This window comes from Kitasatospora sp. NPDC057500, from assembly GCF_042802195.1.
Taxonomy (GTDB): Bacteria; Actinomycetota; Actinomycetes; order Streptomycetales; family Streptomycetaceae; genus Kitasatospora.
In genome coordinates, this window is sequence record NZ_JBHVER010000048.1 from 1 (window position 1) to 22,785 (window position 22,785).

General features: G+C 73.5%; 20 protein-coding genes and 2 pseudogenes. 9 read left to right on the forward strand and 13 right to left on the reverse strand.

All coding sequences use genetic code 11. From position 1 onward, the window contains the following. The coding region (locus ACFU74_RS13470) for an acyl-CoA dehydrogenase family protein (protein WP_380755892.1) at nt 1-551 on the reverse strand (551 nt) is incomplete at its 3' end. Nucleotides 552-641: 90 nt separating this feature from the next. Next, complete coding sequence (locus ACFU74_RS13475; RefSeq protein ID WP_380755894.1) at nt 642-1,826, reverse strand: LCP family protein; 1,185 nt, start codon at nt 1,824-1,826, stop codon at nt 642-644. A gap of 167 nt (nt 1,827-1,993) precedes the next feature. Here ACFU74_RS13475 and ACFU74_RS13480 point away from each other — a divergent pair, with 167 nt between their 5' ends. Both ACFU74_RS13480 and ACFU74_RS13485 read left to right on the forward strand, forming a co-directional pair. After that, the gene (locus ACFU74_RS13480; protein ID WP_380755896.1) at nt 1,994-3,331 is read left to right on the forward strand and encodes a UDP-glucose dehydrogenase family protein; all 1,338 of its coding nucleotides are present in this window, start codon (nt 1,994-1,996) and stop codon (nt 3,329-3,331) included. Between the two features lie 49 nt (nt 3,332-3,380). Further along, the gene (locus ACFU74_RS13485) at nt 3,381-3,794 is read left to right on the forward strand and encodes a CoA-binding protein (RefSeq protein WP_380755898.1); all 414 of its coding nucleotides are present in this window, start codon (nt 3,381-3,383) and stop codon (nt 3,792-3,794) included. Nucleotides 3,795-3,819: 25 nt separating this feature from the next. Here ACFU74_RS13485 and ACFU74_RS13490 read toward each other — a convergent pair whose 3' ends face one another. The 3 genes from ACFU74_RS13490 to ACFU74_RS13500 are packed head-to-tail and all read right to left on the reverse strand — an operon-like array spanning nt 3,820 to nt 6,763. Beyond that, complete coding sequence (locus ACFU74_RS13490) at nt 3,820-5,043, reverse strand: dipeptidase (protein WP_380755900.1); 1,224 nt, start codon at nt 5,041-5,043, stop codon at nt 3,820-3,822. A 23-nt stretch (nt 5,044-5,066) separates the two neighbouring features. Next, nucleotides 5,067-5,648, reverse strand: a complete 582-nt coding sequence (gene purE, locus ACFU74_RS13495; protein ID WP_380755902.1) for a 5-(carboxyamino)imidazole ribonucleotide mutase — start codon at nt 5,646-5,648, stop codon at nt 5,067-5,069. Further along, nucleotides 5,645-6,763, reverse strand: coding sequence for a 5-(carboxyamino)imidazole ribonucleotide synthase (locus ACFU74_RS13500; RefSeq protein ID WP_380755904.1), 1,119 nt, complete (start codon nt 6,761-6,763; stop codon nt 5,645-5,647). Before ACFU74_RS13500 ends, purE begins: the two co-directional genes overlap by 4 nt. Nucleotides 6,764-7,052: 289 nt before the next feature. On the opposite strand from ACFU74_RS13500, the gene ACFU74_RS13505 reads away from it, so the two are divergent. Then, nucleotides 7,053-7,652: a GtrA family protein gene (locus ACFU74_RS13505; RefSeq protein WP_380755905.1), complete on the forward strand. Its 600-nt coding sequence runs from the start codon at nt 7,053-7,055 to the stop codon at nt 7,650-7,652. Nucleotides 7,653-7,758: 106 nt separating this feature from the next. Next, nucleotides 7,759-8,052 (forward strand): annotated as a pseudogene (locus tag ACFU74_RS13510) (ester cyclase); the annotation flags it as partial. Between the two features lie 27 nt (nt 8,053-8,079). Here ACFU74_RS13510 and ACFU74_RS13515 read toward each other — a convergent pair. Both ACFU74_RS13515 and ACFU74_RS13520 read right to left on the reverse strand, forming a co-directional pair. Then, on the reverse strand, nt 8,080-9,327 hold the full coding sequence (locus tag ACFU74_RS13515) for an ATP-binding protein (protein ID WP_380755907.1): 1,248 nt from the start codon (nt 9,325-9,327) through the stop codon (nt 8,080-8,082). 38 nt (nt 9,328-9,365) lie between these two features. After that, complete coding sequence (locus tag ACFU74_RS13520) at nt 9,366-10,040, reverse strand: response regulator transcription factor (RefSeq protein ID WP_344329242.1); 675 nt, start codon at nt 10,038-10,040, stop codon at nt 9,366-9,368. A 329-nt stretch (nt 10,041-10,369) separates the two neighbouring features. Between ACFU74_RS13520 and ACFU74_RS13525 the strand changes: the two genes are divergently transcribed. Next, entirely contained in the window at nt 10,370-11,878 is a 1,509-nt protein-coding gene (locus ACFU74_RS13525) for a peptide MFS transporter (RefSeq protein ID WP_380755909.1), read from the forward strand. A 108-nt stretch (nt 11,879-11,986) separates the two neighbouring features. Next, nucleotides 11,987-14,008: pseudogene (locus ACFU74_RS13530) on the forward strand (prolyl oligopeptidase family serine peptidase); the annotation flags it as partial. 144 nt (nt 14,009-14,152) lie between these two features. Here the strand turns inward: ACFU74_RS13530 and hutI are convergent. From hutI to hutU, 4 genes are read right to left on the reverse strand one after another with little or no spacing between them, the layout of a single operon-like run. Beyond that, nucleotides 14,153-15,337 (reverse strand): imidazolonepropionase, encoded by a 1,185-nt coding sequence (gene hutI / locus ACFU74_RS13535; protein WP_380755911.1) that lies wholly within the window; start codon nt 15,335-15,337, stop codon nt 14,153-14,155. A gap of 26 nt (nt 15,338-15,363) precedes the next feature. Then, nucleotides 15,364-16,713: a formimidoylglutamate deiminase gene (locus ACFU74_RS13540; protein WP_380755913.1), complete on the reverse strand. Its 1,350-nt coding sequence runs from the start codon at nt 16,711-16,713 to the stop codon at nt 15,364-15,366. Next, a complete protein-coding gene (locus ACFU74_RS13545) occupies nt 16,704-17,888 on the reverse strand; it encodes an allantoate amidohydrolase (RefSeq protein WP_380755954.1) in 1,185 nt (394 codons plus the stop codon). The genes ACFU74_RS13540 and ACFU74_RS13545 overlap by 10 nt, the downstream gene beginning before the upstream one ends. A 17-nt stretch (nt 17,889-17,905) precedes the next feature. Further along, nucleotides 17,906-19,561, reverse strand: coding sequence for a urocanate hydratase (gene hutU / locus ACFU74_RS13550; protein ID WP_380755956.1), 1,656 nt, complete (start codon nt 19,559-19,561; stop codon nt 17,906-17,908). Nucleotides 19,562-19,731: 170 nt separating this feature from the next. Between hutU and ACFU74_RS13555 the strand changes: the two genes are divergently transcribed. Continuing rightward, nucleotides 19,732-20,298 carry a Uma2 family endonuclease gene (locus ACFU74_RS13555; protein WP_380755915.1) on the forward strand — a complete coding sequence of 189 codons (567 nt, stop codon included), beginning with the start codon at nt 19,732-19,734 and terminating at the stop codon, nt 20,296-20,298. 10 nt (nt 20,299-20,308) lie between these two features. Here the strand turns inward: ACFU74_RS13555 and ACFU74_RS13560 are convergent, their stop codons facing one another. Next, nucleotides 20,309-20,629 (reverse strand): hypothetical protein, encoded by a 321-nt coding sequence (locus ACFU74_RS13560; RefSeq protein ID WP_380755917.1) that lies wholly within the window; start codon nt 20,627-20,629, stop codon nt 20,309-20,311. Between the two features lie 106 nt (nt 20,630-20,735). Between ACFU74_RS13560 and ACFU74_RS13565 the strand changes: the two genes are divergently transcribed. Beyond that, nucleotides 20,736-21,215 carry an SRPBCC family protein gene (locus ACFU74_RS13565; RefSeq protein WP_380755919.1) on the forward strand — a complete coding sequence of 160 codons (480 nt, stop codon included), beginning with the start codon at nt 20,736-20,738 and terminating at the stop codon, nt 21,213-21,215. A gap of 6 nt (nt 21,216-21,221) precedes the next feature. Here ACFU74_RS13565 and ACFU74_RS13570 read toward each other — a convergent pair whose 3' ends face one another. After that, entirely contained in the window at nt 21,222-22,091 is an 870-nt protein-coding gene (locus tag ACFU74_RS13570; protein WP_380755921.1) for a MurR/RpiR family transcriptional regulator, read from the reverse strand. 219 nt (nt 22,092-22,310) lie between these two features. On the opposite strand from ACFU74_RS13570, the gene ACFU74_RS13575 reads away from it, so the two are divergent. After that, nucleotides 22,311-22,736: a hypothetical protein gene (locus ACFU74_RS13575; protein WP_380755923.1), complete on the forward strand. Its 426-nt coding sequence runs from the start codon at nt 22,311-22,313 to the stop codon at nt 22,734-22,736. The last annotated feature ends 49 nt before the right edge of the window (nt 22,737-22,785 follow it).

Sequence of the window (22,785 nt, forward strand, 5' to 3'; positions counted from 1 at the left end):
TCCGGATCGGTGACCGCCATGACGGTGTAGAACTCCGACACACCCGCGTTGGTGATCCACCGCTTCACCCCGTCCAGCACCCAGAAGTCCCCGTCACGCACCGCCCGCGTCCGCATCCCCGCCGCGTCCGAACCCGCCTCCGGCTCCGACAGGCAGTACGAGAACATCCCCTCCCCGCGCGCCAGCGCCCCCAGGTACCGCTCCTTCAACTCCCGCGACCCCGACAACTGCACCGGCAGCGACCCCAGCTTGTTCACCGCCGGGATCAGCGACGACGAGGCGCACACCCGCGCCACCTCCTCGATCACGATCACCGTCGCCAGCGCGTCCGCCCCCGCACCCCCGAACTCCTCCGGCACGTGCACCGCATGCAGGTCACTGCCCCGCAACGCGTCCAACGCCTCCCGCGGGAACCGCCCCTCCTCGTCCACCTCCGCCGCGAACGGAGCGATCTTCGCCTCGGCCAGCGAACGCACCGCCTCCCGCAGCATCCCGTGCTCCTCGGAGACCCGGAAGAGATCGAAGTCCGCCGCCCCTGCGCTGCCCGCCATGATGCCTGCCTCTTCGGAGAGTCGTGCCGCTGTGGCACCGGTTAATTACCGTTAAGTAGATCCTAGGCCGCCGACCTGCGGCTGCCTAGGTCAGTCGACGTCGGTCCCGAGGGTGTCGCCGGCCGGGCGCTCACTGAAGTACTGCTCCGTGCGGTCGTTGCGGATCGCCTCCCAGAGCCGCTCCGCCGGGCGGTCGGCCAGCAGCACCACGCTCTGCTCGCCCCGGGTGGCGTAGCCGCCGAACGGCGCGTTCAGGAAGCGCACGTCGTCCGCGCGCAGCGGGCGCAGGCTCCAGGCGAGCTGGAACAGGTCGGTGTTGGAGAGCCGGTCGTCGACGCTGACCACCTCGCCGACCGTGCCCAGCAGGCCGCCGAGCCGCGCGGGGCCGGCGAGCGTGCCGGAGTCCATGACCTTGAGCATCAGCGCCCGCAGGAAGTTCTGCTGCCGCTTGGTGCGGTCGAGGTCGCCGCCGGGCAGGCCGTAGCGCTCCCGGACGTAGAGCAGCGCGGTGGCGCCGTCCATGTGGTGGGTGCCGGCCTCCCAGGCGCGGGCCTCGCCGACGCCCTCGATGGTGCGCGGCACGGTGATGTCGACGCCGCCGACCGCGTCGGTGAGGGCGCGGAAGCCGTTCCAGTCGATCACGGCGAGGTGGTCGACGCGGATGCCGGTGAGGTTCTGCACGGTCTCGGTCATCAGCGCCGGGCCGCCCCAGGAGTAGGCGGCGTTCAGCTTGGCCTCGCCGTGGCCGGGCACGGGAACCCAGGTGTCCCGGGGCAGCGAGACCAGGGTGGCGGAGCGGCGGTCCTCGGAGAGGTGCAGCAGCATCATGGTGTCGCTGCGGGCCGCACCGGCCCGCCAGGCCGGGGCCTTGGCGGCGCTGCCGGTGGTGGGGGTGTCGGAGCGGGCGTCCAGGCCGACCAGCAGGAGGTTGAGTCCGCTGCCCGGGACGGGCTTCGGCTGGGCGGACTCGGGCACGGTCGGGAAGGCGTCCGGGATGCGGCGGACGGAGGAGGCGTAGTGCTCGGCCGTCCACCAGAGGGCGCCGCAGCCGCCGATCACGAGCACCAGGAGGGTGGAGAGGGTCCAGAGCAGCACCCGGCGGGTGCGCCGGCGACGGGACGGCGGCTCGGCGCCGGGGGCCGCCGCGTCCGGTTCGCCGTCGGACTCCGCCGACTGCTCCCCCCGCCCGTCCCCCTCCCTGGGCTCGAAAAGGCTCAGCCCGGAGGGTTCCGACCGCGGCCCGGGCTCGTCCGACTGTTCGTCCTCCGCCTCCATGGGCGTATTGTGCCGCCGCCCCGGGCCCGTGCGCCGGGCTTCCCGGACAACGGCCGGAACCGGGGCCCGTGCGACCGTCTGGGTCCTCCCCCGTCGGCCGGATAGCATCGGTGGGCGCGGTTCCCACCCGGAGCCGTGCCGCCCGACGCCCGCCCGAAGGGAATACCGTGACCCTCCGCATCTCCGTGATCGGCACCGGCTATCTCGGCGCCACCCACGCCGCCGCCATGGCGGAGTTCGGCTTCGAGGTGCTGGGGCTGGACATCGACCCGGAGAAGATCGCCACGCTGACGGCCGGCCGGGTCCCGATGTACGAGCCGGGCCTCTCCGAACTGCTGCTCAAGCATGTGGCCGGGCACGAGGGTTCGACCGGGCGGCTGCGGTTCACCACCTCCGCCCAGGAGGCCGCCGAGTTCGGCGACGTGCACTTCGTCTGCGTCAACACCCCGCAGCGCAAGGGCGAGTTCGCCGCCGACATGTCCTACGTGGACGCCGCGATCGACGCGCTGGCCCCGCATCTGACCCGCCCGGCGCTGGTGGTCGGCAAGTCCACCGTGCCGGTCGGCTCGGCGAGCCGGCTGGCGGAGCGGCTGGCCGCGCTGGCCCCGGTCGGCGAGGGCGCCGAACTCGCCTGGAACCCGGAGTTCCTGCGCGAGGGCTTCGCCGTCCAGGACACCCTGCGCCCGGACCGGATCGTGATCGGCGCCCGCAGCGAGCGCGCCGAGCGGCTGCTGCGCGAGGTGTACGCCGAGCCGATCGCCGCCGGGGTGCCGTTCCTGGTCACCGACTACGCGACCGCCGAGCTGGTGAAGACCGCCGCCAACTCCTTCCTGGCCACCAAGATCTCCTTCATCAACGCGATGGCCGAGGTCTGCGAGGCGGCCGGCGCCGACGTCACCCAGCTGAGCGCCGCGCTCGCGCTGGACGAGCGGATCGGCGGCAAGTTCCTCAACTCCGGCCTGGGCTTCGGCGGCGGCTGCCTGCCCAAGGACATCCGGGCGTTCATGGCGCGGGCCGGCGAACTGGGCGCCGACCAGGCACTGACCTTCCTGCGCGAGGTCGACTCGATCAACATGCGCCGCCGCTCCCGGATGGTCGAGCTGGCCCGCGAGCAGTGCGACGGCGGCTTCCTGGGCCGGCGGGTCGCCGTCCTCGGCGCCGCGTTCAAGCCCAACTCGGACGACATCCGGGACTCGCCCGCGCTGAACGTCGCCGCCCAGATCCAGCTCCAGGGCGCGCAGGTCACCGTCTACGACCCCAAGGCGATGGACAACGCGCGCAAGATGTTCCCGAGCCTCGCCTACGCGCCCTCCGCGCTGGAGGCCGCCGAGGGCGCGCACGTCGTGCTGCACCTCACCGAGTGGCAGGAGTTCCGCCGGCTCGACCCGGCCGGGCTGGGCGCGGTGGTCGCCGAGCGCCGGCTGCTCGACGGGCGCAACGTCCTCGACGCCGAGGCCTGGCGCGCCGCCGGCTGGACCTACCGCGCACTGGGCCGCCCGAGCTGACCCGGGCCCCGGGGGGAATCCCCCGCGCCGACCGCTCGTTGCCCCGACCATGACGAACTACGGCGACGAAGCGACGGTCCGCTCCATCCTCACCGCCAAGGGCGACACCTGGGCGGTGGTCGGCCTGTCCACCAACACCGCCCGCGCCGCGTACGGCGTGGCGCGGGTGCTGCAGCGCTACGGCAAGCGGGTCGTGCCCGTCCACCCGAAGGCCGAGACGGTCCTCGGCGAGCAGGGCTACCGCTCGCTCGCCGAGATCCCGTTCCCGGTCGACGTGGTGGACGTGTTCGTGAACAGCGAGCTGGCGGGCGAGGTCGCGGACCAGGCGGTGGCGGTCGGGGCCGAGGCGGTCTGGTTCCAGCTCGGCGTGGTGGACGAGGCCGCGTACGAGCGGACCACCGCCGCCGGGGTGGAGATGGTCATGGACAAGTGCCCGGCCATCGAGATCCCGCTGCTGGGCTGAGCCCGCCCCGCCCGTCCGCCCGCCGTCAGCCGTCGAGTCCGCGCGGGCCGGTGAGGGTGGCGAGGGACGGGGTGCGGCCCTCGGCGCGGAGCCGGGTGGCGGCGGCCTCGGCGTCGCGCAGCACGCGCACGGCGTTGTGCCAGGTGAGCTTCCCGAGGTCGGTCTCGGACCAGCCGCGGCGCAGCAGTTCGACGACCAGGTTGGGGTAGCCGGCGACGTCGTCGAGGCCGTCCGGGAGGAAGGCGGTGCCGTCGTAGTCGCCGCCGATGCCGATGTGGTCGATGCCGGCGACCTCGCGCATGTGGTCGAGGTGGTCGGCGACGGTGGTGACGGTGGCGACCGGGCGCGGGTTGGCCTGCTCGAAGGCGCGCTGGCAGGCCATCCCGGCGGGGGTGGTGTCGAGGTGGTCGAAGCCCTGGGCGCGCATGTTCTCGTCCGCGGCGGTGGTCCACTCTATGGCGGCGGGCAGGATGAACTTGGGCACGAAGGTGGCCATGGCGACGCCGCCGTTGTCCGCGAGCCGGGCCAGCACGTCGTCGGGGACGTTGCGCGGGTGGGGGCAGACGGCGCGCGCGGAGGAGTGCGAGAAGAGCACCGGCGCCTCGCTGACCCGCAGGGCGTCGCGCATGGTGTCGGCGGAGACGTGCGAGAGGTCGACCAGCATGCCGAGCCGGTTCATCTCCCGGACGACCTCCTCGCCGAAGGCGGTGAGGCCGCCCGCGGCGGGCTCGTCGGTGGCGGAGTCGGCCCAGGGGGTGTTGTCGTTGTGGGTGAGCGTCAGGTAGCGGACGCCGAGCGCGTACAGGGCGCGCAGGGTGGCGAGCGAGCAGTCGATGGAGTGGCCGCCCTCGGCGCCGATGAGGGAGGCGATCCGGCCCTCGGCGCGGGCGGCCTCCAGGTCCTCGGCGGTGAGCGCGAGCCGCAGCCGGTCGGGGAAGCGGCCGACCAGGGCGTGGACGAAGTCGATCTGTTCGAGGGTGGCGCTGACGGCGTGGTCCCCGGCGAGCCGGCTGGGCACGTAGACGGACCAGAACTGCGCGCCGACCCCGCCCGCGGTGAGGCGGGCGAGGTCGGTGTGCAGCCGGGCGCTCTGGTCGGCGGCCAGGTCGAGGGCGTCCAGGTCGTAGCCGACCTGCTCGCGCATCGCCCAGGGGAGGTCGTTGTGACCGTCCACCACGGGGGTGGCGCGGAGGACGGCCTTGGCGCGCTCCAGCAGAGCGGGGGTGGAGTCCAACAGCTCAGAGGTCATACGAGCTGTTCTATCCGATTTGACTACTTTCCAAAGCCGAAAGAGGACGAACCCGCCACCTTGGCCCGGAGCTTCTTGCCCTTCTCGGTGGCCTGGCCGTTCAGCTCGGCCTGGAAGTCGGTCATCCGCTCGGTCAGCTCGGGGTCGAAGGCGGCCAGCATCCGCACCGCCAGCAGGCCCGCGTTGCGCGCGCCCGCCACCGAGACGGTGGCCACCGGCACGCCGGCCGGCATCTGCACGATCGACAGCAGGCTGTCCATGCCGTCCAGGTAGCGCAGCGGCACCGGAACGCCGATCACCGGCAGCGGGGTGACCGAGGCGAGCATGCCCGGCAGGTGGGCGGCGCCGCCGGCGCCGGCGATGATCGCCTTCAGCCCGCGCTTGTGGGCGTTCTCGCCGTAGGCGACCATCTCGCGCGGCATCCGGTGCGCGGAGACGACGTCGACCTCGTAGGGGATCTCGAACTCGTCGAGGGCCTGGGCGGCGGCCTCCATCACGGGCCAGTCGGAGTCCGAGCCCATGACGATGCCGACGAGGGGGGTGCGCGCGTCAGCGCCCGCACCGGGGTGGTGGCCGGGCGACGGGTGGGAGGCGGCGGAGGTCATTCGGTGATCGTTCCTCGCAGGTAGGCGGCCGCGTGGCGGGCGCGCTCGCGGACGTCGTCGAGGTCGTCCCCGAAGACGTTGACGTGGCCGACCTTGCGGCCGGGCTTCACGTCCTTGCCGTACATGTGGATGCGCAGGCCCGGGTCACGGGCCATGCAGTGCAGGAAGGCGTGGTACATGTCCGGGTAGTCGCCGCCCAGGACGTTGACCATGACGGTCCACTTGGCGCGCGGCCGGGGGTCGCCGAGCGGCAGGTCGAGGACGGCGCGCAGGTGGTTCTCGAACTGCGAGGTGACGGCGCCGTCCTGGCTCCAGTGCCCCGAGTTGTGCGGCCGCATGGCCAGCTCGTTGACCAGGATCCGGCCGTCGCGGGTCTGGAACAGCTCGACGGCGAGGTGGCCGGTGATGTCCAGCTCGCCGGCGATCCGCAGGGCGAGCTGCTGGGCCTCGTCGGACAGCGCCGGGTCGAGGTCCGGCGCGGGGGCGGTCACCTCGGCGCAGACGCCGTTCTCCTGGACGCTCTCCACCACCGGGTAGGCGACGGCCTGGCCGCTGGGCGAGCGGACCACGCTGGCCGCCAGCTCACGGACGAAGTCGACCTTCTCCTCGGCGAGCACCGGGACGCCGGCCAGGAACGGGGCCGCGGCCTCCTCCTCGTCGCCGACCACCCAGACGCCCTTGCCGTCGTAGCCGCCGCGGACGGTCTTCAGGACCACCGGGTAGCCCGTGCCCTCCTCCGCGAAGGCGGTCACGTCGGCCGGGTCGGCGACGAGCCGGTGCCGGGGGCAGGGGACGCCGATGGAGTCGAGCCTGGCCCGCATCACGCCCTTGTCCTGGGCGTTGACCAGCGCGTCCGGGCCGGGCCGGACGGCGACGCCGTCGGCCTGGAGGGCCCGCAGGTGCTCGGTCGGCACGTGCTCGTGGTCGAAGGTGATCACGTCGCAGCCCTCGGCGAAGCGCCGGAGGGTGTCGAGGTCGCGGTAGTCGCCCAGGACGACGTCGGAGACGACCTGCGCGGCCGAGTCCTGGGGAGTGTCGGCGAGGAGCTTGAACCGGATGCCGAGCGGGATGCCCGCCTGGTGTGCCATGCGGGCGAGCTGCCCGCCGCCGATCATGCCAACCACTGGAAAATTCGCGTTGCCCGGGGAAGTCACCCCGCCAGGATATCCGGGCCGGTCGGAGGCCGTGGAACCGCTCCCCGCCCAGCCGCGTCCCCGGGGACGGGCCCACGTGCACGCGACGGAGGGGCTGAGCCGATCGGTGGAACCGGGTAGCCTGGTCGGCCAGGTCCTGATATGCGCGATCCGATCATGTGCGTGCACGCAGGGCTCAAGGGGTTGACAGCACTCAGGCCGTCGGCGCCCTTTCGTCCGCAGGCACACAGGCACACGGAGGCAGCCCGGTATGGCGACGACCACGGCGTCGGAACCCTCGCTGGCGCAGAAACTGCGCGGCCTGTCGGGCGAGGCGGTGAAGTTCGGCCTGGTCGGCCTCAGCGGTGTCGTGGTGAACTTCGCCGTCTTCTGGGTCTGCCTCAACGGTCTGCACCTGGCCTCACTGCGCTCCAACATCGCCGCCACCCTGGTCGCGATCGCCACCAACTACCTGGGCTACCGCTACTGGCTGTACCGGGACCGGGACGCCGCCTCGCGCAAGCGGGAGATCACGCTGTTCCTGGTGTTCAGCGGCGCCGGCATGCTGATCGAGACCGGTGTGCTGGGCTTCTCGGTGTACGTGCTGGGGCTCTCCTCGCACGTCCAGCAGGTGGCCGCGAAGGTCGGCGGCCTCGGGCTCGGCACGGTGTTCCGCTTCATCTCGTACCGGACCTGGGTGTTCAAGGCCGTCCCGGAGCCCACCGAGGAGCAGCTCGCCGCGGCCCGCGCCGAAGCCGCCGGGGACGCGCCGGGCACGACGGAGGCGCCGGACGCCCCGGCCGTCGGCGTGGTCGCCCAGGCCGAGCTGATGCTGGCCGCCGAGCAGATCCGGTACGCCAAGGCCGAGTAGGCCGCCCCCCGCTTGCCGCCGGTGCGGCGGCAGGAGGACAGTGGTGACGGAGGGCGAGCACGGCCGGCGAACGATCGAGGCCGCGGGGGACACCAGGAGGCTCGCCATGACCTTCGTCCAGATCATCGACTGCCGCACCGACCACCTCGACGAGTTCAACGGTCTGCTGGACCGCTGGGCCGATCAGACCGAGGGCCGGCGGACCGTCGACCACGCGATGGTCGCCACCGACCGCTCCGACCCGCGGCACGTGGTGGAGATCGTCGAGTTCCCGTCCTACGAGGCCGCGATGCGCAACTCGGGCCTGCCGGAGACCGACCGGATCTACCGGGAGATGGTCGCGCTCTGCGACGCGCCGCCCACCTTCACCGACCTGGACGTGGTCCGGGACACCACGCTCTGACGCCGGTCCCCCCTGGGCCCGGAGTCACCCGTCGCGCCTGCTGCGGGCCAGGAAGAGCGCGAAGACCGCCGGCCGCAGCGAGAGCAGCTCCAGCCGCCCGCCGTCCGCCTCCGCGAGGTCGCGGGCGACGGCGAGGCCGATGCCGGTGGAGTTGCGGCCGCTGACCGCGCGCTCGAAGACCCGGTTGCCCAGCTCGGCCGGCACCCCGGGGCCCTCGTCCTGCACCTCGACGACCGCCGACGTGCCGGACGGCCGCACCCGCAGGGTGATGGTGCCGGCGCCGTGCATCAGCGAGTTCTCGATCAGGGTGGCCAGCACCTGGGCGACCGTGCCGGGGGTGCCGACGGCGGTGACCCCGCGCAGGCCCTCGACCTGGAGCACCCGCCCGGTGCCGCGCAGCGACGCCCCCCACTCCTCGACCTGCTGCTTGACCACGTCGTCGAGGTCGAAGGCGACGGCGGTGGGGCTGCGCGGGTCGCGCTGGGTGGTGAGCAGCCGCTGGACGACGTCGGTGAGCCGTTCGACCTGCTGGAGGGCGATGGTGGCCTCCTCCTTGACGGTCTCCGGCTCCTCGGCGAGTGCGGTGATCTCCTCCAGCCGCATGGACAGCGCGGTGAGCGGGGTGCGCAGCTGGTGCGAGGCGTCGGCGGCGAGCCGGCGTTCGGCGGTGAGCATCCGGGCGATCCGCTCGGCGCTGGTGTCGAGCACCTCGGCGACCCGGTCGAGCTCGGGCACCCCGTAGCGGCGGTCGCGCGGGCGCGGGTCGCCGGAGCCGAGCCGTTCGGCGGTCTCGGCGAGGTCGGTGAGCGGGCGGGCCAGCCGTTTGGCCTGCCAGACGGCGAGGGCGACGGCGGCCTGCACGGCGAGCAGTGCGACCACGCCGAGCAGCAGCAGCATGTTGGCGATCTCGTGGTCGACCGCCTCGCGGGACTGCTCGACGGTGACGGTCTCGCCGCTGGCGCCGCGTTCGACGGCCTTGAGCAGATGGGTGCTGTCGGGCCGGCTGCCGCTGGCGACGATGCCCTGGCCGGGGATGTCGACCTCGACGTACTGGCCCGCGGAGACCTGGTTGGCGAACTTGTCGCCGGTGACCGGCTCCTTGGCGGCGAGCCGGCTCTCCACCAGGGCGAGCACCCGGACGGCGGCGGCGTCCACCCGGTCCTGGGCGCCGTTGACGATGGTGCGCTTCTCGACCAGGGCGAGCGGGACGCAGAACACCACGACCACGACGAGGACGACGCACAGCAGCGAGTTGATCATCCGGCGCTTCACGCTGCCGCTCCCCTTGGTGGTTGCCGCCCCTGGCGGGGCTAATTCTTCTCGAACCGGAAGCCCACCCCGCGCACGGTGGCGATGTAGCGGGGGTTGGCGGCGTCGTCGCCGAGCTTCTTGCGCAGCCAGGAGATGTGCATGTCCAGGGTCTTGGTGGAGGTCCACCAGGTGGTGTCCCAGACCTGCCGCATGATCTCCTCGCGGGTGACCACCCGGCCGGCGTCCCGGACCAGCACCCGCAGCAGCTCGAACTCCTTGGCGGAGAGGGTGAGCTCCTCCTCGCCGAGCCAGGCGCGGTGCGACTCGATGTCGATCTTGACGCCGTGCGCCCCGGTGGTGAGCTGGTCGACGTTGCCGCGCCGCAGCAGGGCCCGGACGCGGGCGAGCAGCTCGGCGAGGCGGAACGGCTTGGTGACGTAGTCGTCGGCGCCGGCGTCCAGGCCGACCACCGTGTCGACCTCGTCGGCGCGGGCGGTGAGGACCAGGACGGGGCAGCTGCGGCCGTCCGCGCGCAGCCGGCGGCAGACCTCCAGCCCGTCCATCTCGGGCAGGCCGAGGTCGAGGACGATCAGGTCGACCTCCTCGCCGAGCCCCGCGGCCAGTGCGGACGGACCGTCCTCGCGGACGAGCACCTCGTAGCCCTCGCGGCGCAGTGCCCGGGCGAGCGGTTCGGAGATCGCCGGGTCGTCCTCGGCGAGCAGCACACAGGTCATGTGGTGATGGTAGTCCGCGCGGGAATGCCCGTTGGTGCCGTGAGGTAGTTCACACTGCGTGATCGTTATACGGAGCGCGATCCCTTCCCAACCGACACGCCCGGACCGCTCGTTCGGCGAAGATCCTCCGTTTTGATCTTGCAACCGAAGGAATTTGGCCCGCCGTACCATGGATCATGGAGGGAAATCTGTAGCTCTCTTTACCATCGGCATACCTAATTGACCTCTTTTGTCAGCTGATAACGCCAAATGTCGCCACGTAGAGTGGTTCTGTCCACGTCCGCCGCCACCCCCCTTGGCGGACGCTGTCAGGCAAGGAACCACTACTCATGGCGTCTACGACCATGGAGTCCGGCATACAGTCGGCCTCTTCCGGCGGCAAGACCTTCCTCGGGCACCCCCGGGGCCTCGCCACGCTCTTCATGAGCGAGATGTGGGAGCGCTTCAGCTACTACGGCATGCGTGCCCTGCTGGTGCTCTACATGACCGCCTCCGTCACCGACGGCGGCCTCGGCATGAAGCTCGCCACCGCTACCGCGGTGTACAGCGTGTACACCGCGATGGTCTACCTGCTGGCACTCCCGGGCGGCTGGATCGCCGACCGCTTCCTCGGCGCCCGGAAGACCGTCGCCCTCGGCGGCTCGATCATCATGATCGGCCACTTCCTGCTGGCGCTGCCGGTCGGCGTGTCGTTCTTCGGCGGCCTCGCGTTCATCGCGATCGGCTCCGGCCTGCTCAAGGCGAACATCTCCACGATGGTCGGCCACCTCTACGACGGGCCCAACGACCCGCGCCGGGACGGCGGCTTCACGATCTTCTACATGGGCATCAACCTCGGTGCCTTCGCCGCCCCGCTGGTCATCGGCACCATCGGCCAGAACGTCGACTGGCACCTCGGCTTCGCCCTCGCCGGCGTCGGCATGGCCCTGGGCCTCACCCAGTTCCTGCTCGGCACCCGCCACCTGAGCGCCAAGAGCGACGTGGTCACCTCGCCGATCTCGGCCGCCGAGAAGAGCGCCATCTTCAAGAAGGCCGGCCTCTGGCTCGCCGTCGCGGTCGTCTTCTACGCCGTCGTCGCGCTGACCGGCCACTTCACCATCAACTGGGCGATCTGGCCGCTGTCCATCGCCGGCCTGGCCATCCCGGTCTTCGTCTTCACCAAGGTCAAGCGCGACAAGGACCTCGACGAGACCGAGCAGTCCCGGATGAGTGGCTACATCTGGTTCTTCGTCGCCGCCGCCGTGTTCTGGATGATCTACGACCAGTCCGGCTCGACGCTGAACATCTTCGCCCAGGACCACACCTCGTCCACGCTGTTCGGCTTCGACTTCCCGTCCAGCTGGTTCCAGTCGCTCAACCCGCTGTACATCATGGCCCTGGCCCCGGTCTTCGCCTGGATCTGGGTGGCGCTCTCCCGCCGCTCCAAGAACCCCAGCACCACGGCGAAGTTCTCCTTCGGCCTGCTGATGATCGGCGCCTCGTTCATGGTCATGATGCTGGCCATGGCCGCCGCCTCCGGCGACACCAAGGTCACGCCGCTCTGGCTGGCCATGGTCTACCTGATCCAGACCATCGGCGAGCTGACCCTCTCCCCCGTCGGCCTGTCCGTCACCACCAAGCTGGCCCCGGCCAAGTACGCCAGCCAGATGATGGGCGTCTGGTTCCTCGCCGTCACCGCGGGCGACTGCGTCGCGGCCATCTTCCAGCTCGTCCTCGGCGACAAGGTGGTCGGCTCCACCTGGTACTTCGCGGTCCAGGGCGGCATGGCCCTCGTCGCCGGCGTCGCCCTGTACACCCAGCGCCGCAAGGTCGTACGACTGATGGGCGACGTCCACTGACGTCCCTCCCACCCGGCCCCGGGGCCGTCGCGGATTCCTGAGATCCGCGGCGGCCCCGGTCGCTTCTCCCCCTCGACGGGGGTCCGGGGGGTGTGCCTATGGTGCCCCATGCCGACCGACTCGATACCCCGTCAGCTCGCCCGCACCCGGCGCCTCACCCTCGGCGCCCCCGCCCGGCCGGCGGTCACCGCCGACGGCCGGACCGTCCTGTTCCTGCGCAGCCGGTCGGGTGACGACCCCGTCACCTGCCTCTGGGCCCTCGACACCGGGAGCGGTGCGGAGCGGCTGCTCGCCGACCCGGCCGCCCTCGGCGCCGACGGCCCCGACACGGACCTGCCCGAGGCCGAACGGACCCGCCGCGAACGCGCCCGCGTACACGCCCGGGGCATCACCGCGTACGCCACCGACGCCGCCGGCCGGCTCGCCGCCTTCGCCCTCGGCGGCGGCCTCTGGCTCGCCGACGCCGCCACCGGCGAGGTCCGCCGCGTCCCCACCGCCGCCGAGGTGTACGACCCGCGCCCCGACCCCACCGGGCGACGGATCGCCTACGTCGGCGGCGGCGCCCTGCGCGTCGTCGGCGCCGACGGCGGCGAGGACCGCGCGCTCGCCGAACCCGAGGCCGAGGACGTCGGCTACGGCGTCGCCGAGCACGTCGCCGCCGAGGAGATGGGCCGCACCCGCGCCCACTGGTGGTCCCCCGACGGCACCGCGCTGCTCGTCGCCCGCGTCGACAACCGCCCGGTCACCCGCCTCCAGCTGGCCGACCCCGCCGACCCCCGGCGGCCCCCGCGCGTCCTCCGCTACCCGCTGGCCGGCACCGCCAACGCCGAGGTCACCCTCTGGCTGCTCGGCCTCGACGGCCGGCGCACCGAGGTCCGCTGGGACCGGGCCGGGTACGAGTACCTCACCGCCGCCGGCTGGGACGGCCACGGCCCCTACGCCGCCGTGCAGAGCCGCGACCAGCGCACCGTGCTCACCCTCGCCGTCGACCCCGCCGACGGCGCCACCCGCGTCCTCGCCGAGCGACGCGACGGGCACTGGGTCGAACTGGTCCCCGGCCTGCCCGTCCGCACCGCCGCCGGATCCCTCGTCGACACCGCCGACGACGGCGACACCCGGCACCTCACCGTCGACGGCAAGCCCGTCACCCCGCCCGGCCTGCAACTGCGCGCCGTGCTCGGGACCGACGGCGGGCAGGTGCTCTTCACCGCCTCCGACGAGCCGACCGAGACCCATCTGTGGTCGTGGGACCAGGTCGCGGGCGCCGTCCGGCTGAGCGAGGAACCCGGCGTGCACACCGGCACGCGGCGCGCGGGAACCCTCGTCCACACCGCCCTCACGCCCGGTGCGCCCACCGGCCGCACCACCGTGCACCGCGACTCCCTGCCCACCCGGACGCTGGCCTCGCACGCCGAGACGCCCGTCCTCACCGCCCGCCCCGAACCGCTCCGGCTCGGGCCCCGCGAACTGCGCGCCACGCTCTTCCTGCCCACCGGCCACCGCCCCGGCGACGGCCCGCTGCCCGTCCTGCTCGACCCCTACGGCGGACCGGCCCTGCAGAAGGTCACCGCCGCCCCGCACTGGTGGGACCTCACCTCCCAGTGGTTCGCCGACCAGGGCTTCGCCGTCCTCGCCGCCGACGGCCGCGGCACCCCCGGACGCGGCCCCCGCTGGGACAAGAGCATCCACGCGGACGTCGCCGGACCCGCCCTGGAGGACCAGGTCGAGGCCCTGCACGCGATGGTCGCGCTGCGCCCCGGACTGCTCGACCTCGACAAGGTCGCCATCCGCGGCTGGTCCTACGGCGGCTTCCTCGCCGCCCTCGCCGTGCTGCGCCGCCCCGACGTCTTCCACGCCGCCGTCGCCGGGGCCGCCCCCGTCGACCACCGGCTCTACGACACCCACTGGAAGGAACGGTTCCTCGGCCACCCGGACGAGCACCCCGAGCGGTACGACGCCGCGTCGCTGCTGCCCGACGCCCCCGGCCTGCGGCGGCCGCTGCTGCTGATCCAGGGCCTCGCCGACGACAACGTGCTGCCCGCCCACAGCCTGCGGCTGTCCGCCGCGCTGCTCGCCGCCGGGCGCCCGCACGAGTTCCTGCCGCTCGCCGCCACCGGCCACTCGCCGAGCGACGAAGCGGTGGCGGAGCACCTGCTCCACCACCAGCTCGACTTCCTGCGGCGGTCGCTGGACCTCGGCGGAGCCCGCCGGCGGGGCCGGGGAACGCGCGGCCCCGGCCCCGCCGCCCAGGCCGTTTCCGAGTGCTCGGAGCACTCAGACCTCGCGCACGCCCGCCCGCCAGACCGCCGCCGTCAGCGGCACGCCCGGCCGGTAGGCCAGGTGCACGTGCGAGGGGGCGTCCAGCAGTTGCAGATCGGCCCGGGCGCCCGCCCTCACGACGCCGACGTCCGGACGCCGCAGCGCGTGCGCGCCGCCCGCCGTCGCCGCCCAGACGGCCTCGTCGGGCGTCATGCCCATCTCGCGCACCGCCACCGCGATGCAGAAACCCATCGAACTGGTGAAGCTGGAGCCCGGGTTGCAGTCGGTGGACAGCGCCACCACCGCCCCCGCGTCCAGCAGCCGGCGCGCGTCCGGGTAGACCGCCCGGGTGGAGAACTCGGCGCCCGGCAGCAGCGTCGCCACCGTCGCCGAACCGGCCAGCGCGGCCACGTCCTCGTCCGTCAGATGGGTGCAGTGGTCGGCCGAGGCCGCTCCCAGCTCGACGGCCAGCTGCACGCCCGGCCCGTACGTCAGCTGGTTGGCGTGCACCCGGGGCGTCAGTCCGCGTTCCAGGCCGGCGGTGAGGATCGCCCGCGCCTGGTCGCCGTCGAAGGCGCCCTTCTCGCAGAACACGTCCACCCAGCGGGCGTACGGCGCGCAGGCGTCCAGCATCGGGCCGGTGACCAGCTCGACGTAGCCGGCCGGGTCCTCGGCGAACTCGGGGGCCACCACGTGCGCGCCCAGGTAGGTGGTCTCCGGCGTGTACGAGGAGGCGATCCGCAGCGCCCTGGCCTCGTCCTCGACGGTGAGCCCGTACCCGGACTTGCACTCGACCAGCGTGGTGCCCTGCCGCAGCGCCTCGCGGACCAGCCGGGCCAGGTTGGCGTCCAGCTCGGCGTCGGCGGCGGCCCTGGTGGCGGCCACCGTGGTGCGGATGCCGCCCGCCGAGTAGGACTGCCCGGACATCCGGGCGTTGAACTCGGCGGTGCGGTCGCCCGCGAACACCAGGTGGGCGTGCGAGTCGACGAAGCCGGGCAGCAGGGCGCGGCCCGCCGCGTCGAACCGCTCGTCGGCGGCGGGCGCCTCGGCCGCCGGGCCGACCCAGGCGACGGTGTCGCCGTCGATCACCACCGCCGCGTCGGTGAGCAGGCCCAGCGGCCCGGTCCCGTACGCGGGGTCGTTGGTGACCAGCGTGCCGATGCCGGTGATCAGGGTGCTCGGAATGCTCGGGGAGGTCACGTCATGCCTTTCGGGGAGCCAACGTCTCAGCAACTCAGGGCGTCGATCGAGGACTTCAGCGCGCCCGGCACGTCCGGCACCAGCTGGTGCACGCCGTCGCGCACGACGTGCCGCCCGCCGACCACCACGTGCCGCACGTCCGCCGCCGAGGCCGCGAACACCGCGGTCTCCGCGCCCAGCCGCGGCGCGGGGCCGGCGGTGCGCACCGAGTCCAGCGCGATCACGGTGAAGTCGGCCAGCGCACCGGCCTCGATCCGCCCGGCCTCGGGCCAGCCCAGCGAGGCGTGCCCGTCCTCCGAGCCGGCCCGCAGCAGCGCGTTGGCCGTCCAGTGGCCGCGGGTGCGGGTGCGCAGCCGCTCGTCCAGCTCCAGCGCCCTGGCCTCCTCGAACGGGTCGATGACGGCGTGGCTGTCGCTGCCCAGGGTGATCGGGCAGCCGCCGGAGGCCAGCTGCCGGGCCGGGCCGATGCCGTCGGCGAGGTCCCGCTCGGTGGTGGGGCACATGCAGACGGTGGTGGAGGAGTCGGTCAGCAGCTTGACGTCCTCCTCGGTGAGGTGGGTGGCGTGCACGGCCGAGGTGCGCGGGCCGAGCGCCCCGTGGTCGGCGAGCAGCCGGGTCGGGGTGACGCCGTGCGCGGTGAGGCAGGCGTCGTTCTCGGCGGTCTGCTCGGAGAGGTGGACGTGCAGCGGCGCCCGGCGCATCGCCGCCCAGTGGGCGACGGTGCCGAGCTGCTCGGCGGGTACGGCGCGCACCGAGTGGACGGCGGCGCCGATCCGGGCGTGCTCGCGCTCGCGCAGCGCCCCGGCCCGCTCGGCCCAGGCGTCGGCGTCGCCGTCGCTGAACCGGCGCTGCGGCTTGGTCGGCTCGGCGCCGAAGCCGGAGGACAGGTAGCAGGTGTCGAGCAGGGTGATCCGGATGCCGGCCCGGGCGGCGGCCTCGATCAGCGCCTCGCCCATCGCGTTGGGGTCGCCGTAGCGGACGCCGCCGGGCGCGTGGTGCAGGTAGTGGAACTCGCCGACGGCGGTGATCCCGGCGAGCGCCATCTCCGCGTAGACGGCGGTGGCGAGCGCCAGGTAGCGGTCCGGGTCGAGCGCGCCGGCGAACCGGTACATGGTGTCGCGCCAGGTCCAGAAGGTGCCGGAGCCGACCTGGACGTGGCCGCGCAGCGCCCGGTGGAAGGCGTGCGAGTGCGCGTTGGCCTGGCCCGGCAGCAGCAGGCCGGCCAGCCGGACGGCGCCGGGCGGGCAGGGGCCGCTGTCCGGCTGCACCTTGGCGATCTTGCCGCCGGCGCCGGTGTTGATCAGGACGTCCTGCTCCACCACCGGCCCGTTGACGTGCGGCAGCCAGGCGTACTGCGCCCAGTAGGTCAGTGACACGCCAGGTCCTCCAGTACGTCGGCGAGGGCGGCGACGCCGGCCAGGCAGTCGGCCGTCTCGGCGTGCTCCGCCGGGGAGTGCGAGACGCCGCTCGGGTTCCGCACGAACAGCATGGCGGTCGGCACGGCGGATGCCAGGATTCCGGCGTCGTGTCCCGCGCCGGTGGGCAGCACGGGGGCGCCGCCCAGCCGGGCGGCCAGCCGGTCGCGCAGCGGGCCGTCGAAGCCCACCACCGGGGTGTAGGACTCGCGGGTCAGCTCGACCCGGACGCCGTCGCGCTCGCCGCGCTCGGCGGCGGCCCGTTCGATCTCCTCGACCAGCGCGGTGAGGGTGGCCTCGTCGGCCGCCCGGGAGTCCAGCCAGCCGCGGACCAGGGAGGCGATCGCGTTGGTGCCGTTGGGTTCGACGGCGACCTTGCCGAAGGTGGCCAGCGCGCCCGCCAGCCGCGCCTTCTTGCGGGCGGCGAGCACGGTGGTGGCGTAGGTCAGCATCGGATCGCGGCGGTCCTCGATCCGGGTGGTGCCGGCGTGGTTGGCCTCGCCGTGGAAGTCGAAGCGCCAGCGGCCGTGCGGCCAGATCGCCGAGGCGACGCCGACCGGCTGGTGCTCGGCGAGGTGGCGGCCCTGCTCGACGTGGAGTTCGACGAAGGCGCCGATCCGGGCCAGCCGCTCGCCGTCGGCGCCGATCGCGGTCGGGTCCTGGCCGGCCCGCTCCATCGCGTCGGGCAGCCGGACGCCGTCGGCGTCGCGCAGTTCGTAGGCGGCCTCCCGGCTCAGCACGCCGGCGGTGAGCCGGGAGCCGATGCACGCGACGCCGAACCGGGCGCCCTCCTCGTCGCCGAAGTTGACGATCGCCAGCGGGCGGGCGAACCGCGCACCGCGGGCGCGCAGTTCGTCCAGCGCCGCGAAGGAGGACACCACCCCGAGCGGGCCGTCGAAGGCGCCGCCGTCGGGGACCGAGTCCAGGTGCGAGCCGGTGACGACGGCGCCGCCGGCCTCCGGATCGCCCAGCCACGCCCACTGGTTGCCGTTGCGGTCCAGCTCGTGGGCCAGGCCCCGGTCGCGGGCCTGCTGCTCGAACCAGGCGCGGCACTCGGCGTCGGCGGCGTTCCAGGCGAACCGGCGGTAGCCGCCGGACGCGGCGGAGCGGCCCACGGGGAGCAGCTCCGCCCACATCTCCTCGAAGGACGACGTCACAGCTCACCCATCGGGACGCGGACGCCGCGCTCGTCCGCCACCTCGGCGGCCCGGTCGTAGCCGGCGTCGACGTGCCGGATGACGCCCATGCCCGGGTCGTTGGTGAGCACCCGGCGGATCTTCTCCCCGGCCAGCGCGGTGCCGTCGGCGACGGTGACCTGCCCGGCGTGGATCGAGCGGCCGATGCCGACGCCCCCGCCGTGGTGGACGGAGACCCAGGACGCGCCGGAGGCGACGTTGACCATGGCGTTGAGCAGCGGCCAGTCGGCGATCGCGTCGGAGCCGTCCAGCATCGCCTCGGTCTCCCGGTAGGGGGAGGCGACCGAGCCGCAGTCCAGGTGGTCGCGGCCGATGACGATCGGCGCGGACAGCTCGCCGCTCGCCACCATGTCGTTGAAGCGCTCGCCGGCCTTGTCGCGCTCGCCGTAGCCGAGCCAGCAGATCCGCGCGGGCAGGCCCTGGAAGTGCACCTTCTCCTGGGCCATCCGGATCCAGCGGTGCAGCGACTCGTTCTCCGGGAAGAGGTCGAGCACGGCCTTGTCGGTCCTGTGGATGTCCTGCGGGTCGCCGGACAGCGCCGCCCAGCGGAACGGGCCCTTGCCCTCGCAGAACAGTGGGCGGATGTAGGCGGGCACGAAGCCGGGGAAGGCGAAGGCGCGGTCGTAGCCGGCCAGCTGGGCCTCGCCGCGGATGGAGTTGCCGTAGTCGAACACCTCGGCGCCGCGGTCCTGGAAGCCGACCATCGCCTCGACGTGCCGGGCCATCGACTCGCGGGCGCGCCGGGTGAAGTCGGCGGGCTTCTCGGCGGCGTAGGACGCCATGTCGTCGAAGGCGACGCCGACCGGCAGGTAGCTCAGCGGGTCGTGGGCGCTGGTCTGGTCGGTGACGATGTCGATCGGCGCGTCCATCGCGAGCAGTTGCGGGACCAGCTCGGCGGCGTTGCCGAGCACGCCGATGGAGAGCGGCTGCCGCTTGTCGCGGGCGGCGGTGGCGAGCTCCAGGGCGTGGGAGAGGTCCTTGGCCTCGACGTCCAGGTAGCGGTGCTCGATCCGGCGGGCGATCCGGGAGGGGTCGCAGTCGATGCAGATCGCCACGCCGCCGTTCATGGTGACGGCCAGCGGCTGGGCGCCGCCCATGCCGCCGAGGCCGGCGGTGAGGGTGATGGTGCCCTCCAGCGTGCCGTCGAACCGCTTGTTGGCGACGGCGGCGAAGGTCTCGTAGGTGCCCTGGAGGATGCCCTGGGTGCCGATGTAGATCCAGGAGCCGGCGGTCATCTGCCCGTACATGGTGAGCCCGAGGCTCTCCAGCCGGCGGAACTCCTCCCAGTTGGCCCAGTCGCCGACCAGGTTGGAGTTGGCGATCAGCACGCGCGGCGCCCACTCGTGGGTCTGCATGACGCCGACCGGCCGCCCGGACTGCACCAGCATGGTCTCGTCCTGCTTCAGCCCTTCGAGCGTGCGCACCATGGCGTCGAAGGACCGCCAGTCCCGTGCCGCCTTCCCGGTCCCCCCGTACACGACCAGCTTCGACGGGTGCTCGGCCACCTCCGGGTCGAGGTTGTTCATCAGCATCCGCAGGGCCGCCTCCTGCTGCCACCCCCGCGCCGTCAGCCCCGTTCCCCGCGCCGCCCGTACCTCACGCGGCCCGCTCACCTGCTGCACCATGTCCCGGCCTCCTTGCGGATGAATTCATTCAGGCTCGACCCGGCTGAATATATCCAAACATCCAGCCCCCGGCCAGAGGTCGACCCCATCCGGTCGGCACCCCTCCGCCCGGCTCCGCCGCGCTACGCTGCCCCGGCCGAACCCCGACGGAGGACACCGTGCCGGAAATCCCCTTGCGCCCCGGCGCCCTGCGCACGGCAGCCGGCCGGCTCAGCCGGCTGACCGGCCTCGGCGTCGAGATCATCGGCGGGACGCTGATCCTCGCCCCGCCCCGCCGGGGCAAGCACGCGGGAACGGTCGAGCGGCTGCGGGCACGGCTCGACGCGGGCCTGCCGGACGGGTTCGCCGCCTACCAGTGCTCGTCCCTCGGCATGCCGGGCGACCAGGACGACTACGCCACTCCCGATCTGGTGGCCCTGCCCGTCGACTGGGACGGCGACGAGCGCCGGTTCGCGGACCCACACGAGGCGGCCCTCGCCGTGGAGGTGGTCCCCCGCTCCAAGGGCGCGCGGGACGTCACCGTGAAGAGCGACTGGTACGCGGCCGCGGGGGTCCGCGCGCTGCTCGTCCTCGATCCCCGGGACGGCACGTGGACGCTCCGCACCGATCCGTGCGACGGGGCCTACCTCGGCACCGTACGGGGGAAGTACGGCGAGCCCGTGGTGCCGGCAGCGCCTCTTCCGGAGGGACTGCGCACCGACGGGCTGCCGTTGTACACGGGTTGAGGCGGGCGCATCACGCCGCGGCGTCGTCGTCCCAGTTGATGCCGATCTCCTCCAGCCAGCGGCGGTCGGCGGCGTCGGGGACGGGGGTGCGGGGTGGGCGGGGGATCTCCTGGACGGGGCCGAGGCCGTACTGGTCGGCGGCCGCGGCGGCGCGGGCGTCGGGTTCGATCACGCCGACGTGGACGACGGTCTCGTCGCCCGGGTCGAGGACGGTGAGTTCGGGGTCGGGCAGACGGCGCAGGGTGACGCGGCGTCCGCAGGTCGGGCAGGACCACTCGTCGGCTCCCGAGGCGAGCCGGCCGACGAACTTCATTTCGTGGATCACGCGCATGGCGGCACCCCCTGACTGGAGTGATGCCCGCCCTGGGCGGATCGCCAACCTGCGGGTACGGTCGGCGGGACCGGCGTACGGCCGGCGGGCGACGGGGAGGGGCGGCGTGGACCGCGAGTGGGGTGTCGAGGAGAGCCTCGGCGTGGCGGCGGAGCCGGCGGCGGTCTACCGCGCCGTCAGCGAGGTGCGGCGGATGGGCGAGTGGAGCCCCGAGTGCCGGGCGGTGTGGGCCCGCCGGGGGACGCTGCGGGCCGGTGAGCGGTTCGTCGGCTTCAACCGCCGCGGCCTGTTCGTCTGGTTCACCACCTGCCGGGTGACGACGGCCCGACCGGGGCGCGAGTTCGCCTTCCGGGTGGACTCGTTCGGGCTGCCGATCGCCGAGTGGGGCTACCGCTTCGAGTCCGACGGGGACGGCGGCACGACCCTCACCGAGTACTGGCGGGACCTGCGGACCGGGCGGGGCGCGCCGGTCGCCGAACTGCTCGGCAAGGTGTTCACCGGGATGCCCCCGCAGCGGCGGGCGGCGGCCAACCGGGCCGGCATGCGGGTGACCCTGGAGCGGATCCGGCGGACGCTCGAAGCCTGAGGCCGGCTACTCCAGGAACAGGCCTCGGGACGCCGCCGACTGCTCGATGGCCTCCAGCCTGGCCTCGGCGCCGGGGAGTTCGTCGCACATGGTCTGCAGCAGCACCCGGCCGAGCATCATCGGCGCGCAGGCGGTGTCGAAGACCAGGCCGGTGCCGACGGCGGCCGGCAGCATCAGGTCGGAGAGCTTGGCGACCGGCGCGAAGACGCTGTCGGCCACGGTGATGACGGTCAGTCCGCACTCGCGGGCCACCGCCAGGGCGTCCATCAGCTCGCGCGGGTAGCGCGGCAGGGCGAAGCAGAGCAGTACGCTCGCGCCCGCCGCGGCGGCCTGCTCCAGTCGGTCCGCGAGCATGCTGCCGCCCTCGTCGAGCAGCCGGATGTCCGGGTGCACCTTGGCGGCGAAGTACGCGAAGCCGCGCGCCTGCGCGGAGGCGGCGCGCAGGCCGAGCACGGGCAGCGGGCGGGAGGCGGCGAGCAGCCGGGCGGCGCGGGTGATGGGCTCGGGGTCGGCGAGCAGTTCGGCGAGGTGGCGCAGGTGCTCGATCTCGGCGAGGACGGCCTGCTGGTGCTCGTTGCGGACGGCGTCGGCCGGGGTCTCGGGGGCGGCGGGTTCGCCGGCGCCGAGCTCGCGCAACTGCTTGCGCAGCGCCGGGTAGCCGTCGTAGCCGAGGGCGACCGCGAACCGGGTCACCGAGGGCTGGCTGACCCCGGCGAGTTCGGCGACCTCGACGCTGGACAGGAACGGTGCCTCGGTGGCGTGCCGCACCAGCGAGTGGGCGATCCGCCGCTGGGTGGGGGTGAGCCGGTGGCCTTCGAAGAGCTGGAGCAGCCGGGCGGAGGGCCCGACCGTGCCGGCGTCGTCGGTGGCGGTCATGGCGGTACCTCCGGATGCGAGCTGTTCGGATGACTGTGCAGCAGCGGGCGGCGGCTGGCAAAGACGTCTCGTACGACGGGACGCCCGCCGAGACGCCCGGGATGCGGCCCCGGGCGGGCCGCCGACCGCCTCGGGGTGACCCTGAAATCCCCCTGAGACCGCCCTGATTCCGGGCGAACGGGTGGACCCGCCCGGCCCGCCGGGCGCAGGCTGGTGTCCATGGACACTCGCCAGGACGACCTGCGGCGCGATCTGGACGCCACGTTGCAGGCCCGCAAGGAGCTCGGCAAGGAGTACGAGTCGGAGCTCCTCGACTCCTTCCTCTCCCGGCTCGACGCCCGGCTGGACGCCCGGGTGGAGCGCCGGGTCAGCGAGCGGCTCGGCCCGGCCGACGGGTACGGCCGGCCCTATGCCCCGCCGGGGCGCGGGCACGGGCAGCGCCGGTCCGGCCGTTCGAGCACCCGGCTGGCGATCGTCTCCATGGCGCTGGGCATCCCGCTGTCCGGTATCGGCGCCGGCGCCGCCGGGTTCTGGGGCCTGCTGGTGTGCTGGGGCGGCATCGTCGGCGTCAACCTCTCGGCCTCGCTGGCCGAACGCGGCGAGGAGAAGCGCCGTTCGGCGGCCGCGCGGAGCGAGTGGGAGTAGCGCGCCGTCCTGAGCCGCCGTCACCCGTCCCACCCGCTCCACGCGGTCC